Origin of the sequence: Streptomyces sp. NPDC003023, assembly GCF_042888225.1 — a bacterium.
Taxonomy (GTDB): domain Bacteria; phylum Actinomycetota; class Actinomycetes; order Streptomycetales; family Streptomycetaceae; genus Streptomyces.
The window spans coordinates 170679-185373 of the sequence record NZ_JBIAPL010000001.1; the positions used below are offsets into that span (position 1 = coordinate 170679).

10 protein-coding genes are annotated in these 14695 nt (G+C 70.7%); 7 read left to right on the forward strand and 3 right to left on the reverse strand.

Going from position 1 to position 14695, the window contains the following annotated elements; translation table 11 throughout:
* Positions 1-54 precede the first annotated feature (54 nt).
* The 7 genes from ACFYV1_RS00675 to ACFYV1_RS00705 all read left to right on the forward strand — a co-directional run bounded on the left by ACFYV1_RS00675 (position 55) and on the right by ACFYV1_RS00705 (position 11252).
* Positions 55-1641, forward strand: a complete 1587-nt coding sequence (locus ACFYV1_RS00675; RefSeq protein WP_389393146.1) for an RNA polymerase sigma factor RpoD/SigA — start codon at positions 55-57, stop codon at positions 1639-1641.
* A gap of 63 nt (positions 1642-1704) precedes the next feature.
* Complete coding sequence (locus tag ACFYV1_RS00680; protein ID WP_389393147.1) at positions 1705-4854, forward strand: helicase-related protein; 3150 nt, start codon at positions 1705-1707, stop codon at positions 4852-4854.
* The gene (drmB, locus tag ACFYV1_RS00685; RefSeq protein ID WP_389393148.1) at positions 4851-6725 is read left to right on the forward strand and encodes a DrmB family protein; all 1875 of its coding nucleotides are present in this window, start codon (positions 4851-4853) and stop codon (positions 6723-6725) included. The genes ACFYV1_RS00680 and drmB overlap by 4 nt, the downstream gene beginning before the upstream one ends.
* A 5-nt stretch (positions 6726-6730) precedes the next feature.
* The gene (locus ACFYV1_RS00690) at positions 6731-7843 is read left to right on the forward strand and encodes a hypothetical protein (protein ID WP_389393149.1); all 1113 of its coding nucleotides are present in this window, start codon (positions 6731-6733) and stop codon (positions 7841-7843) included.
* A 95-nt stretch (positions 7844-7938) separates the two neighbouring features.
* The gene (locus tag ACFYV1_RS00695) at positions 7939-9129 is read left to right on the forward strand and encodes a helix-turn-helix domain-containing protein (RefSeq protein WP_389393150.1); all 1191 of its coding nucleotides are present in this window, start codon (positions 7939-7941) and stop codon (positions 9127-9129) included.
* A complete protein-coding gene (locus ACFYV1_RS00700) occupies positions 9126-9692 on the forward strand; it encodes a hypothetical protein (RefSeq protein WP_389393151.1) in 567 nt (188 codons plus the stop codon). The genes ACFYV1_RS00695 and ACFYV1_RS00700 overlap by 4 nt, the downstream gene beginning before the upstream one ends.
* A gap of 237 nt (positions 9693-9929) precedes the next feature.
* Complete coding sequence (locus ACFYV1_RS00705; RefSeq protein WP_389393152.1) at positions 9930-11252, forward strand: hypothetical protein; 1323 nt, start codon at positions 9930-9932, stop codon at positions 11250-11252.
* 34 nt (positions 11253-11286) lie between these two features.
* On the opposite strand, the gene ACFYV1_RS00710 is transcribed toward ACFYV1_RS00705, so the two are convergent.
* From ACFYV1_RS00710 to ACFYV1_RS00720, 3 genes are all read right to left on the reverse strand, one after another.
* Positions 11287-11736, reverse strand: a complete 450-nt coding sequence (locus ACFYV1_RS00710; protein ID WP_389393153.1) for an ATP-binding protein — start codon at positions 11734-11736, stop codon at positions 11287-11289.
* A gap of 403 nt (positions 11737-12139) precedes the next feature.
* Positions 12140-13000: a hypothetical protein gene (locus ACFYV1_RS00715; protein ID WP_389393154.1), complete on the reverse strand. Its 861-nt coding sequence runs from the start codon at positions 12998-13000 to the stop codon at positions 12140-12142.
* A 357-nt stretch (positions 13001-13357) separates the two neighbouring features.
* On the reverse strand, positions 13358-14452 hold the full coding sequence (locus ACFYV1_RS00720; RefSeq protein WP_389393155.1) for a M23 family metallopeptidase: 1095 nt from the start codon (positions 14450-14452) through the stop codon (positions 13358-13360).
* Between the last annotated feature and the right edge of the window lie 243 nt (positions 14453-14695).

Here is a 14695-nt window from a genome sequence, read left to right on the forward strand (position 1 = left end):
CGCTGTCAATGGATTCTCGGTCGATAGTGATCACAAGCAGTCAGCGTGTTGACGATGTACACGGACCTACCCTACCGTGGTGATGCATCCGGTCGATTCGTCGGGCGGAAGTGGCGCTTGGTGGCCGGAGTGGGAGGCGCAATGGGTGGGGATCCAACGGTCGAGGCCGAACGTCATGCCATGGGAGCGGAGTTGCCGTCGGTCATTGAGAGGCTGAAGCGCTCCGCCTCTCCTGCGGGCGTTATCAGTAGGCGGGCTTTCGATCTGGAAGCGGCCAGGCTCGGGCTCACGACCGACGAGCAGCAACGGCGCCTCCGGAACGGGCTGGGAACACTCGGTCTGCACGTGAAGGCCAAGCGCCGGGTGGGAGCTTCGCGACCTGCCGCCAGCCCTGTGGCCGGCGCCGCCGCGGCGGTTGGCGACGGTCGCGCCCGGCGGGCCGCCGCTCCGGAATCCGAGCTGATGCCCTCCGAGGCGGCGAGGCGCTTGGCCCAGGCCCGGCGGATGCTCGCCCGCTACGCGGAGGCCGACGGCTCGATCAGCAAGCTCGCGCATGACGGTGTCGTGCGGCTTCACGGACTCAGGCCCGCCGAAGCGCGTGAGCTGTCGGGCGACTTTCCCATCACTCGCCCGCGGCCGCTCGGTGCAGTGAGCCCGCCAGGGCCGTCGGGCGCGGCCGTGCAGGTACGTAAAAGGAAGCGTGGCGGCGCAGGCGTCTCCGCCCACGAGGAGGCCCTCTCGGCCGCCGTCGACGCGGCTCGGACCTTGCTCGACGAGACTCGATGGCTGCGTACTCCGGGTAAGAGGTTGCTCACGGCGGAGGAGGAAGTCGGGCTCGCTGTTCTGCTCCGCGGTGGGGTCGGCGCACTGGGTCGTGACATACCGAAGGAGGAGGTCGCCTCGTTCGCTCATGGCAGTGAGCAGCGGCGCGCTCACGAGTGTCTCGTCCTGCACAACGTGCGGCTCGTGTGGAAGATCGCTCAGGGGTACCAGGGCCGCGGACTGGACATCGAGGACATCGTCCAGCACGGCACCATCGGACTGATGCGCGCGGTCCGCAAGTTCGACGCCACGAAGGGCTTCAAGCTGTCGACCTACGCGACGTGGTGGATCAAGCAGTCCGTCAGCCGGGCCATCGCCGACGAGGGCACCCTCATCCGGCTTCCCGCGCACGTACACGAAAAGGTCGGCAAGGTCGCCGCGGCTGAGCGCAAGCTCCTCGGTGAAGGCCGTGCCAGGAGCGTCGACAACGTGGCCTTCGTCAGCGGTCTCACTTTCGCCCAAGTGGAAGAGGTGCGCAGGATCAGTCGGCCCACCGATTCCTTGGACCGGATCATCGGCGACGACACCGCTTTCGGTGACCTGGTCATCGGACCGAGCCGACTGCCCCGGCCCGATGCCGTAGTGATCCGCAAGGAGATCTTCGAGGAGGTCGAGCATGTCCTGAACGCCTTCACCGAACGCGAATATCACATTCTTGTGCGGCGTATCGGCCTCGACGGTGACGAGCCGTCCACTCTTGACGCGCTCGGTGCCGCATTCGGGGTCACCCGGGAGCGCATTCGACAGATCGAGAGCAAGGCCAAGCCGGTCTTCCGGCGCCTGCTCATCGAGCGCGGACTCGTCCCTCCGTGGCCCTGAGCGGTGGTCCCGCGCACCAGGCGCCCCACAGCCCATTCGTCCCCTGATCCGAAGGAACCGCCCATGGACCCGCGCCAGGAGCTGGTCGACTACCTCACCCGCCAGCTCGTCGGTCCTGCCGGCGGCGACGACGAGGTGCTCGACGCGCCGCCGGACCGGCAGTACCTCATGGGGACGCTCTATCCCCAACAGGCGGACCTCCAGCGGCAGCTCGCCCTCTCGGCCGAGGACCCCGAAGCACCCGGCGCCGAGCCGGACGCCCCCGACGTGGACCCCGCCCCCGATCCGGTGCCCGAGGCGAACAGCTGGCTCCCCGCCTCGCTCGGTCTCAGCTTCTACACGAACGCCGCTCACATCGAGGTGAGCTGCGCTGCCGCTCGCTACGAGACACAGCGGAACCATCCCGGCCGCGGGCGCCGCTGGCAGCGCGTCCCCCTCGAGCCCGAGAGACACCGGATCGGCCCGGACGGGGAAAGCGTCCCCGTCCTCGACGGCCGCGCGAAGATCCGGGTGACCCGCCGCTCCTACGGCGCCGGCACGCTCGTCACCGTGGCCCTGGTCAACGCAAAGCGCCACGACGGCTCCGACGGCAAGGCTCCGAGCTGGGACGACATGCTGTTCCAGTGCGATCTCACCGTCCGACCCGCCGACGGTGCCGTGCTGCCCTACCCCAGCGTCCGGCTCGCCAGTCGCGACCCGGAGGAACGCGAACTGCGCCTGCAGTACCGGCACGTTGTCACCCACGCCGTCGGCCACGGCTGCGCTGTCCGTGAAGACCGCGGAGAGGATGATGCCGTCGCCCTGCTCGCCTGTGAAGCCATGCCCCACGCCGAGGTACCGGCCGTCCGTGCCGGAGGACCGCTCGACGCCCCCGCTCTCACGATCGCCCACCTGGCCGACCCGGCCCTGTCCCGCGACCAGCTCCGCGAGGAACTGGCCGAGTTCGCCGCTTCGTACCGTGCCTGGTACGTGGGCCGGCGCTCCGTCGAGGTACCGGCCTGGGGACGGGAAGCCGCCGACCGCATCCTCGAACGCGTCCGTCAGGCCGTCACCCGCATCGAGGCGGGCGTGCGCACCCTGTGCGACCCGAACCGCCCCGACGTGCTCGCGGCGTTCCGCATCGCCCAACGAGCCATGCTGCTGCAGATGCGGCACTCCGCCGCCGACCAGGCCGGTCAGCGACGGCGCCGGTCGGATCCCGTGGCCATGGAGCCGCCCGTGGACCTCTCGGCCACCTGGCGGCCCTTCCAGCTCGCCTACTTCCTTCTCGCTCTCGACGGCGTCGCCGACCCGGACCACCGCGACCGCGAGACCACGGACCTGATCTGGTTTCCCACCGGCGGTGGAAAGACCGAGGCGTATCTGCTCCTCGCCGCCTTCACCATCGCGCTGCGCCGCATCCGCGGCGAAGGCGACGGAACGACCGTCCTCAGCCGCTACACCCTCAGCCTGCTCACCACCCAGCAGTTCCAGCGGGCCGCCACCACGATCTGCGCCCTGGAACACCTTCGCCGCACGGAACCCGCGCTCGGTCTGGGCGGCGAGCCGATCACCGTCGGCCTGTGGGTGGGCGACACCACCACCCCGAACAGCTTCCTCGCCGCCAAGGAAGCCTTTGACGAGCAGCGTGAGGCCACGCACCCCGAGGACGTCTTCATCCTCGACCGCTGCCCGTGGTGCGGCACCCGCATCCTCCCCCAGAGCCGGTCCAGCGTCCGATCGGACTACGGGATCCGCGCCGAGAAGGACGAGTTCGCCTTCTACTGCACCCGTGACGAGTGCTTCTTCCACGACGTCCTGCCAGTCGCCGTCGTCGACCAGCACCTCTACCAGGAGCCGCCGACCTTCGTCCTCGGCACCGTCGACAAGTTCGCCCGGCTCGCCTGGGAACCGTCCTCCGGCCGACTCTTCGGTGCCGGCACCACCAACCCGCCCCCGTCGCTGATCATCCAGGACGAGCTGCACCTGCTCACCGGACCGCTCGGCACCACCGTCGGCCTCTACGAAGCCGCCATCCTCGAACTGTGCACCGACGCGAAGGGCAGGCCGCCCAAGATCGTCGCCGCCACGGCCACCATCCGACGCTCTGCCGAACAGGTCCGGGCCCTGCACCACCAGGATGTGCAGCTCTTCCCGCCGTCCGGGCTCGACGCCCGCGACAGTTTCTTCGCCGTCCCCGACACAGGCCGCCCGGGCCGTCTCTACCTCGGCGTGATGGCACAGGGCCACACGGCGGGCCGTGGCGCGGTCGCCACCACGGCCGCGATGCTCCAGGGTGTCCACCAGCTTCCCGAGGAACACCGCGACGACTACTGGACACTTGTCGCCTACCACCACAGCCTGCGGGAGCTCGGCCGGACCGTGACCGCCGCCGGCGACGACATCCCGGCCCAGCTCCGGGGCCTCGACGAGGGTGCGGGCGTGCGACTGCTCGGCGACGGCGTCGTACAGGAGCTGACCAGCAACCTGAAGCGCGCCGAGCAGCCCATCCTGCTCGACCGACTCGAAAAGCCGTGGACCGATCCCAGGTCCGTCTCGTTCCTGCCCTGCACCAACATGCTGTCCGTCGGCGTCGACGTGAAGCGCCTCGCCTACATGCTCATGCAGGGGCAGCCCAAGACCACCGCCGAGTACATCCAGGCCACCAGCCGCGTCGGCCGCCACCAGGTGCCCGGACTCGTCGTCACCTACTTCAACGCCACCCGCCCGCGCGACCGGTCCCACTACGAGACCTTCCCGGACTACCATCGGGCGCTCTACCGCTACGTCGAACCCGCCAGCATCACGCCCTGGTCCCTGCCGGCACGCCGCCGAGCCCTGCACGCCGCGCTGGTCGTCCTCGTACGCCACCGGCTCGGCCTCGCCGCCGAGAACCAGGCAGGACACATCACCGCCCACCGGGACGACGCCGAGCGGATCGCCGACGTCCTCGCCGCACGGGCCGCGACCGCGGAGAGCGGCGCCAAGGGGGCACGAGCCGAGGCGGTACGCGCCGATGTCCGCGCGGAGCTCGGGTACCTCCTCGACGACTGGTGCCGGCAGTCCGCGACGGCGGCGGCCGAGGGCAAGGACCTCCACTACCGCAGCCAGGGCAAGGGCCAGTACAACCTGCTCAAGGGCTTCGAGCAGCGCTACGGCCTGTGGGAGACCCTCAACTCGATGCGCAGCGTCGACCGGGAGTGCCAGATCACCGTGACGGGAGCAGGGAAGTGAAGCGCAAACTGAGGGTGCGGCAGGCGCAGACGGTGCTGCCGTTCGGAGTGGGCGCCGTCCTCGACGTCCAGGGCGAGTCCTTTGTCGCCGCCGGCATCGCGTCCTGGCCGCAGCTCAAGACTCCCGTCGTCTCGGACCGGCTGGCCACCCGTCTCGGCGTGACGGGCTTCTTCGCCGCCCCCCACACCCTCAACGACCGCTATGACAAGGCCGACCGGCCGGGCGTACCCTATGTCCGCTTTCCCGGCTGGCTCTTCTGCGGGGCGTGCCGGACCATGGTGCGCTTCCTGCGCGAGCACGAGAAGCCCGGCGAACCGCCTGTCTGCACCTCGTGTGCCGCCGCGCCGCGCCTCACCCCGATGCGCTTCGTACGCATCTGCCCCGACGGGCATCTGGACGACGTCGACTGGTGGTACTGGGCCCACTCACACCTCGCACCCGAACATCGGTCCGCCTGTTCAGAGGCGGACAACGCCTGGAAGGCCCGCCGCCTCAGCTTCCGCGTCGCCGACCGCGCCTCCGGACTCGAAGCGCTCTCGGTGCGCTGCGGAGCGACCGGGGCAGGCGGCCGGCCCTGCGGTGCCGAGCGCGACCTGCTCGACATCCTCGGCCCCCAGAGCGGACGCTGCTCCGGCCGCAACCCGTGGCAGCGGTGGAGCGAGCACACCTCCTGCGGTCAGCAGGTCCACAACGTGCAGCGCACCGCCGGGAACGTCTACTACCCGCTCGTCCACTCGGCTCTCGACATCCCACAGTCCGCCGAACCCCCGCGGGCGGAGCAGACCGCGGCGGACACCGTCCTCGGCCACCCGTACTGGCCGATCCTGCTCGACGCTCTCGGCACGGATCGGGCCGACCTCTTCCGCAACATGATCAAATCCGACACCGAAGCGTCCGACATCCTCATCGACCAACTGCTCGCAGAGGCCACGGGCGCCACCGCGCCACTCGCCCAAGCGCCCGAAGCCGGCACGCCGGACCTGAGCCGCGACGAGTGGCACGCCTTCGACGCCGTCCAGCTCCCCGAACCCACCGCGGAGTTCGCGGTCCGCCGCAGCGGCCTCGGCCTCGACGGCGAGACCGAGGAGCCCTGGGCCACGCTCGACACACACGTCGGCGGCGTCGTCCTCGCCGACCGCCTCCGCGAAGTACGGGCTCTGACCGGGTTCCGCCGTCACTCGCCGCACGGCACCCTCGTCCCCGCCGACACCGGCGGTCGTCTGCGCTGGCTGCCCGCGACCGAGGTGTACGGAGAGGGCATCGTCCTCACCCTCGACGCGCAGCGCCTGACCGCCTGGGAGAGCGACCCCCGCGTCCAAACCCACGTCCAGGGCGTCCGTGCGGACCTCGACGCGTCGTTCCGCGGCGAACAGCTCGCAGAGACCGCCGGCAGCGAACTCTCCGCACGCTTCCTCCTCCTGCACACCCTCGCCCACCTGCTCATCCGTCAGCTCTCGTTCGACTCCGGCTACACGACGGCCAGCCTCCGCGAGCGCGTGTACGGGCGCCCCGAGTACGGCCAGCACGGCCTGCTGATCTACACCGCCGCAGGCGACGCGGAAGGCACCCTCGGCGGCCTCGTCCGGCAGGGCGAGGCACCGCAGTTCGCGGAGACGCTCATCAGGATGCTGGAAGCGGCCGCCTGGTGCTCGGCCGACCCGCTGTGCGCCGAACACACCGGCCAGGGCTTCGGCAACCTCAACCGGGCCGCCTGCCACGCCTGCACCCTGCTGCCCGAGACGAGCTGCCAGACCGGCAACACCCTCCTCGACCGTGCTCTGGTCGTCGGCTCCGCCCGGGTGCCCGGCTACTTCACCGACGTCCTCACCGCGAGCCGCGAATACGCGGCCGCCGCCACCGCCCCGGAGTGACGCCCATGGCCACCGCGAACGCCCCCGTTCTCCATCCCGACCTCACCCCGGCGCAGAGGGACTGCCTGGACTCTCTGCCGCTGTCCGGCCACCACGTCGTCAGCGGCCCGCCCGGCAGCGGCAAGAGCCTGCTCGCCGCACACCGAGCCGTCCACCTCGCCCTCACGGGACGCCCCACGCTGCTGCTGTCCCGCTCCAACCTCCTGCGCCAGCTCCTGCACGGGATGCTCCAGGGGCTCACGATCCCCGGCGCGCCGGCCGTGGCGTCCACCGTCCACAGCTGGGTTCTGCGCAGGTTCGGCCGTGACGCGCCGGTCACCGACGACGGCTGGTTCGACTGGACCGCCCTCATCCACCAGGCCGCCGCGACCTTCGGGGACGGAGATCCCTCCACACCGCACCTCGTCGTCGACGAGGGCCAGGACCTGCCGCCCGCCTTCTACCGCATGGCCCGCCTGGCCGCCGTCTCCGTCACCGTGTTCGCCGACGAGTGCCAGCGCCTCACCGAGACGAACTCCACCCTGACCGAGATCGCCGACGCCCTCGGCCGTGCGACGGGACATCTGGAGATCGCCGGCAATCACCGCAACACCCGTGAGATCGCCTCCCTGGCCGAACACTTCCGCACCGGCGGCCCACAGCCCGAGATCCCGCTGCGCAGCGGCGTGCTCCCCGTCCTCCGCCACTACGCGGGCAGCCAGGACATCGCCGAGGGCATCGTCACCATGGCGGCCCGGCAGCCGAAGCACCGTACAGGCGTCATCGTCGGCTCCCTGCGCACGGCGGCCGACCTGATGCGGCGCCTGGAGCGGGCGGGTCTCGCGCAGGAGCCCCAGCTCTACAGCTCGGCGGCCTCCGCCGGCCGCTACCGCGACCTCGACCTCGCCCGTCCCGGCGTGGTCATCGTCCACCGTGCCAGCGCCAAGGGCCTCGACTTCGACACCGTCGTCATCCCCGACTGCGAGACCGACGCCGACACGGACCCCACGGCGGCGGCCTTGCGCATGGCCTACTACGTGATGATCACCCGCGCCCGCGAAGGGCTGGTGCTGGGCTGGCAGGGCAGCCGGCTGCCGCGCCACCTGGAGGGGCTGGACGGCCGGGTGGTGAGGAAGTGAGAGGGGAAGCGACGTTGGATGCTCGCACGCTTCTGAGCACGGACCGCCCTCGCTCGCCTGTTGCGATTTTCGCAACACCGCTTTATGGTGCGGATATGAGCGAGACTGTGAACGACCGTGTGCGCGAGGTTATGGACGCGGCCTCCCTCTCCCAGGCGGCGTTCGCCGAACGGGTGGGCCTGTCCCGGGACAAGCTCTCCAAGTCGTTGAGCGGCGTACGCCGTTTCAGCTCCCTCGATCTCGCCCGCATCGCGGAAGCCTTCGACACGACCGTGGACTGGCTGCTCAGTGGACGCGAACCGGTGCGCCCCCGCTCCGCCGCCCGCCCCGCCGGGGCCGGGGCCGAAGGGGTCAGATGGGCCGAGATCGAGGAGATCGCCTGCCGTTTCCAGAACGCCTACGACGTTCTGGACCTGCTCGGCCGTCCGCGGCCGATCCCGCACCTCCCCGAACTGCGCACCGAGCTCGAACGGTACGTCGATCAGGGGGAGCGGCTCGCAGCCGATCTCACGCAGCACCTCGGGCGACTGGGGGCGGAGTCCCCGGCGGGGATGGACCTGGCTGCCCTCATCCGGCTTCTCGGCGACCACTGCGGAATTGATGTGGCCCTCGTCGAATTCCCCACCCAGGCGGCCCTGTCCGGCGCCACTTGGCAGTCCGACGGCTTCCGCATCGTCCTGCTCGCGACCACACAGGAGTGGACCCGCGCCCGCTTCACCCTGGCCCACGAGGTCGGACACCTCCTCGCCCAGGACGCCCAGGACCTCCGCGCCGACATGGCACCGGAACCCGGTAAGCAGAAGGACTACACAGAGGTGAGGGCCAACGTCTTCGCCGCCCACTTCCTGCTGCCCGAAGCCGAAGTACGAGCTGCCTGGGAGCGCACGGTCACCGACCCGCACAGCCCCACCGACGCCGAACTCAGCGAACTCGTCGTTACTTTCAAGGTCTCGCCGAGCGCCCTGGCCGCGCGTCTTCACCGGCTCGGACTCCTCGACACCGCCCGCCGTGACCGGTTCCGCGGCTTCACCACCGAGATCTGCCACGTACTGGCGGGGCGGCTCGACGACCACTACCGGCACCGTGCCGAATCCGCGGCGGCCCGCCCGCCGCTCGTCCCGATGGAACTGCTGCACGCCGCCTACGAGGCCGGCGAGACGACGCTGCGCCCGCTGGCCGCCTACCTGAACCGCACGGTCGACGACCTGAGAGCCATACTCGAACCCGCACCGCCCCGGCGCCCTCTGCCGGAGGACGAGAAGGGCGACCCGGTATTCCAGCCATGACGAGCCCTCAACCCGTCCCCGGCCGAGTCAGCCTCTTTCCCGACAACACGGTCCTCTGCAACTTCGGCACCGTGAGCCGTCTCGATCTGCTCCGCAAGATGCTGGACGGCTGCGGCCGTTGGACCGAAGCAGTGGCGGAGGAGGCCCGCCGCTCCGCCGCCTACGTACGCGGCCTCGCCCAACTCCCCGCCGACGGCTGGCTGGGCGAACCGATCGAGCTGTCCACCGACGCGGAGATCGCCCTCGCGGACCGGCTGCGCCGGGCGGTCTTCGGCGGCACCGCGAGCGAACCCCTGCGCCACCTGGGCGAAGCCGAAACCCTCGCCCTCATCCAGACCCGACGGGAGTTCGCCGGGGCCGTCTGGATCACGGACGACCGCGACGCCGGTGAGTACGCGACCACGCGCGGCATTCCCGTCAAGAACACCGTCGCCCTCATGCGCGAAGCCGCCGTGTCCGGGCTGATCCACTGCACCGAGGCCCACCGGCTCCTGCTCGCCATGCTCGCCGACGGCCGCCACATCCGCGGCGTACCGGAGTGCGCGGAGCGGCTGCTCGACTGAGCCCGGAGAGGGGGCCATGGGGGGCAGTGGATCAGGGCTCTCGGGACGCGCTGTGCAGGATCGAACGGGCCCGCACCACATCGGATTCGGCGGCGTCACCGCCTGGACGGCAGTCGGCGTTCGGCGCGGGTAGCGATGTGCGGCGAATGACGTCCGAGGCTGCGATCCGGGAGGACGAGAGTCCACCGTGCTCGTCGGGCGTCAGCCGTACGCTGTCATGGGAAACTAGGGGAGACGATGATTGACTACCGCAAGGCAACGCCCGTTCCGGTGTGGACGCTGGCGACAGGTGACGTCCAGGTGCCGTCGGTGGCCGGGGACGGGCCGATGACGGCTGAGCGTCTGACCGAACTGCGCGGCGTGCTGGCCGCGTTGGCCGACCGGCCGATCGCCACACTCGAGTTGCATCCGCTGCCGGAGAAGCTCGACCGCAGCCGGGGCATCTCGCTCGACGCCGCGAGTCCGCTGGCGCAGCACCTGTCGCAGCTGGTCACACAGTCGGCGCGCGGTTCCGCGGCGGCGGCCAAGGCGACGGCTTCCGGCGAAGGGCTGTACCGCATCGTGGTTCCGGCGAAGGTCGCCAAGCAGTTGGGGCAGGGCGCCCTCCGCCTGATGCCGTCGAAGGCGGTGGCCGGTGGTGCCCGTGCCTCCGTCGTGAACCCGGTGACGGGCAAGATCGTCGCCGGGGTGACGTACGTGCCGGTCGGTAAAACGGCAACGGCGGGCGCAGTCGGCGGAGCTGGTGCGACTGCCGGCGTGGCGGCCGCCGGCAGTGCGGTGCTCACCGTGGCCGCACCGCTCGTTCTCATGGCCGTGGCGGTCGGGGTGAGCGCGCACGCCGACGCCAAGCGGCAGGAGGCCATCGAGCACATCACGGAACTGCTGGAGCAGCTTCAGGCGGACAAGCTCGACGACGAGCACAGCGCGCTCAACGGCTGCCGTCCCGCCATCGACAAGGCCACGGCCATCCTGCTGGACCAGGGCAGGCTCGGTGTCTCGCTGGGACTCGACTCGGCGGTGCACGCCATCGACACCGCGCTGAGCAAGGCCGACATCCGCCTGGCCCGGTGGACGAGCACGCTCGACAAGCTTCCCGACGGCGAGCCCGTCGAGATCGGCACGCTGACCGAGTCGTTCCCCGGTGTGGACGAACAGGGTGGCACGTTCCGCACTCACCTCGAATTGGCTGCCTTGGCCATCGCGTTGAAGCGGCGTGTCAACGTCCTCCAGGCGGTCGAGCGGGCCCAGAGCGAGCCCGACAACCTGTTCGAGAACTTCACCCGTACGCTGCGGCGTGACGAGCAGCGCCTCGACGAGCTGGAGAAGGGCCTTGCCGGTGTCCTGCTGCGCCTGTCGGCGTTGGAGCTGGCGCGCCCGAAGAGTGTGCGTCCCGTCCTGACGAACGGTGAGGTCGACCGGCTGATGCGTACGGCGTACCAGATCCGTGGGCTGGGCGACGGCGTCGCGGTGGGCGGCCGCCCGACGGATGTCGCGATCGAGATCGCCCGCGACAAGGACGGCTCAGTGGTCGTGTTCCCCGCGCTGCCCGCGGAGGCGTAGGCGCGCGAGCTGCGGCCCTCCTCGGCCGACGCCGTCACTCCTCGGCCGGTGTCGTCAGCACCGCCCGGACGGTCTTGCCGCTGGGCGGGTAGGGGACGCAGTCCCAGTGGTCGGCGAGGGTGGTGACGAGGGTCAGACCGCGTCCGCCGGTGGCGAGTGGATCGGGCTCGGTGTCCGCCGGGTGAGGCTTCGGATGGACGTTTCCGCGGGCGTCGCTGACCTCCACGCGGAGGCGGCCGGCGCACGGGCCGAGGAGGAGCGTGAGGCGGAAGCAGCGGCCGGGCACGCGGCCGTGCAGGACGGCGTTGGCCGCGAGTTCCGCTACGACGAGTTCGGCACGCTCCGTGAGTTCCTGCGAAGCGCCCCGCGCGCGCAGCTCGGTCACCGTGAGCAGCCGGGCGAGACGGGCGCCGCGCCGCGTGGACGACAGCAGCTGGGTGAAGGTGGCGACGGGGGCGCCGACTTGAGGCGTTGCGTGGTTCACGACGCCAGCGTGGCGGCCGGGTGCGGGCGGGGGCGACCGCCGCGCCTCGTACGCGGAGTGAGCGTACGGAGGCGGAGCGAAGTCCGTGCGTTCGGGAGCGAGGATCGCGAGGGGTTGTGGACCGGGCCGTGGACCGGGTGGGCCGCACCCCGGAGTGGAGTGCGGCCTGCCTGTGGGACGGCCGGGTTCACCGTAGTGAGAGAGAACCGCGACCGGGCTCGCCCCGACGGGCCTGAACGCTCTGGTTCTGCAGCCGATTGCCGGCACGTCCCCGTGCTGCTTCACGGCCCGGACGGGTGCCGCTGCGCGCCGTCGACCGGACGCGGCACATGTGGCGTTGCATGGGGGGCGGCCTTTTGGCCGGTGCGGTATTGACCGGCCGTCCGGGGGCGCGCCCTTGGTGTCAGTTGGCCGAGGAGTCGGGAGCCTTCGGCCCTTGACCGGGGACTGCGGTGTGCTCCGGGCTCTGGGCGGGGTCGGGGACGCGGTCCGTGGTGGAGGGTTCGGCGAAGATCTCGTCGAGGGTGGTGGCGTCGATGGCGCGGTCGAACCAGAGATCCAGGAGCGGCATGTCGGTGCAGCTGGTGACGCGCTGTCGGGTCTCTTCCGTCATGGAGAAGCCTCGGCGCTCCATCAGGCGCAGCAGTTGCTCGGCCTTTCCGGCCACGCGACCTTCCTCGAGTCCCTCCTTGAGTCCTTCTTCCTGTCCTGCGAGGCGGGCATCGCCCACGATGGTGCCTCGCCTGGGGGTGAAGAGGGTTTCCATCAGGCTCCTCCAGATTTTCCGGGCGTGTTCGCTGCCCAAGCCGTCCTCGATCAGTCCCGCCAGATCGTCCCGCGCTTCGCGGTCCGTGTCCTGGGCCAGTGCCTCGCCCACCACCGTCAGTATGCCTTCGATGTCCGGGTCGTTGCTGTGGATCCACAGGCAGAACGCGGCGAAGTCCAGGTCGGCCGAGGCATCCTGGATCCGGCTCATACGCGGCACGTTGGACGGACCCAGCACATGAGGCACAGTCACCTGGGTGGCACGTCCCAGGCCGGTACGCAGAGGCCGGGCCGCCCATGCCGCCGTCGCCGTGTCCACGCACAGGACCAGCAGGACGACCTCGAGTCTGTACCGGTCACGCAAGTAGGCGACGTAGTACGGCCATGAGGTCTCCTTCTTCGTCTCGATGCGGGTCTGCGCCTCGACCAGCAGGATGAACGGATCGCGTCCGTCGGGGCGGACCACTCGCAGCACGGAGTCCATCTGCCGGGTGAACATCTTCGGAGCGCTGGACGCGTCCGTCGGGGGGGTCTCGGTGGTGACACCGGGCGGGATTCCGAGGTCCAGGAGGTCCAGCGCACGGTTCAGCGCTTCGGACGTCCCGGCAGGAACCCGTGCAGGGTGTCGTGACTGACATTGGGAATGCTGTGAAAATATGCGCGGGGCAAGAGCTTTCGCTGGTTCTTACGATGTGATCACCCGGTCGTGGGAGTCCCCGGGCTCTGCCGCCTGCTGGAGCAGCGGGCGGCACACCCTCGTCGTGGTCGAGATCTTCCCCGGCGGGTCGAGCCGGGCGGGTTGCGGCCCGGCCGGGGTGGTGCCCGGCCGGGCCGCTCGTGCGGGGTTGGGGAGGACTCAGCTGGTGCGGTTGTAGATCGCCGTGCCGGGGCAGGCGGTGTAGCCGAGGCGAGTGCCGCAGCCGGAGTACTGGCTGGAGCCGTTCCACCACGTCCAGCCGCCGATGGTGCGGCCGTTCAGCCAGGTGTAGCTGCCGGAGTAGTTGGCGTCGTAGGTGCGCAGGCTCCAGTGGACGTGGGCGCCGGTCGCGGACCCGCCGGCGCAGGTGTCGGTGCCGATGGTGCCGAGCAGGGTGCTGCTGCCGACCGACGTGCCGTTGTAGTAGGTCGTGTTGTGCATGTGGTAGTAGTCCGTGGAGAAGCCGCCGGGGTGGATCACCCGGGTCCAGCCTCCGCCGTAACCGCACATCGAGGTCGCCGTGCCCTCGCGCGACGAACGGACGCGTCCGCTGGCGTTGCCGCCGGCGAAGTCGAGCGAGCTCCAGTAGCCGGTCCCGCCGGTGTGGGAGTGCGGGCCGCCGGTGAGGGTCATGACGTAGTTCGGCATCCACGGCAGCAGCAGCCCGTTGAGGTTGGTCGCGGTGGTGCCGTACGTCGACGGCTGCTCCTGGGACGTCACCTTGCGCTTGGCGTAGTCGGTGATGTTCCGCCGCTCCGCCGTGCCGACCAGCGGGGACCGGGCCACGTGGTCGGCGAACTCGTTGTCGCCCTCGAGGCCGGTCACCCACCGCCCGTCCTCGCGGTGGGCGAGGTAGAGCCAGCCCTCCGGCTCGCCGTGCTGCTCGCGCGACGCCTCGACGTAGGCGACCCCCCGGGCCCAGTCGCCCGAGACGCTGCGTACGTCGATGACGACCTTGCGGCCCTCGGCGGCGAGCTTGGCGACGGCGGCCTTCGGTGCGAGTCCCTTGGCGTCGTGGGAACGGGAGAGGACGTCCGTGGAGAGGGCGTCCACCAGGGCCTTGCGGCCGGTGCCGAGACGGTCGGCGACGCCCTTCGGCATCTTGGTGGTGACGCCGGCGGAGGGTGATTCGGCGGAGGCGGCAGCGGCCGCGGCCGGCGCACGGCCGGTCGCCGACGCCGACGGCACGGCGGCGAACAGGCCGGTGAGAGCGACGGCCGTGAGGCCGATTCTTATGGACAGCCTGGAGAACATGGGCGACTTTCCTTTCGTGGAGGAGAGTGACCTGCCCGGCGGGCGGACGGCGGAGCCAGGAGTGCGACGGTGCGTCGGCCCGCGGCCGGAGGCTTTCTGGTGGTGGCGTCGGCGGTGGTGCCGCCACTGGTCCGGGGCCGGTGGCAGAACCGGAGAGGGTTCCAGGGCGACGTGTGCGTGGTCGCCGTGTCGGTCTGCGTGGGGGAGGGGGTCGGTGCGGACGCCCTCGGTGCGACCGGTGGA

Bases quoted from the DNA above. Each gene is read 5' to 3' on its own strand.
- ACFYV1_RS00675 (WP_389393146.1), top strand. From the start codon at position 55: ATGTACACGGACCTACCCTACCGTGGTGATGCATCCGGTCGATTCGTC.
- ACFYV1_RS00690 (WP_389393149.1), top strand. From the start codon at position 6,731: ATGGCCACCGCGAACGCCCCCGTTCTCCATCCCGACCTCACCCCGGCG.
- ACFYV1_RS00720 (WP_389393155.1), bottom strand. From the start codon at position 14,452: ATGTTCTCCAGGCTGTCCATAAGAATCGGCCTCACGGCCGTCGCTCTC.
- ACFYV1_RS00680 (WP_389393147.1), top strand. From the start codon at position 1,705: ATGGACCCGCGCCAGGAGCTGGTCGACTACCTCACCCGCCAGCTCGTC.
- ACFYV1_RS00700 (WP_389393151.1), top strand. From the start codon at position 9,126: ATGACGAGCCCTCAACCCGTCCCCGGCCGAGTCAGCCTCTTTCCCGAC.
- ACFYV1_RS00715 (WP_389393154.1), bottom strand. From the start codon at position 13,000: ATGTTCACCCGGCAGATGGACTCCGTGCTGCGAGTGGTCCGCCCCGAC.
- ACFYV1_RS00695 (WP_389393150.1), top strand. From the start codon at position 7,939: ATGAGCGAGACTGTGAACGACCGTGTGCGCGAGGTTATGGACGCGGCC.
- ACFYV1_RS00705 (WP_389393152.1), top strand. From the start codon at position 9,930: ATGATTGACTACCGCAAGGCAACGCCCGTTCCGGTGTGGACGCTGGCG.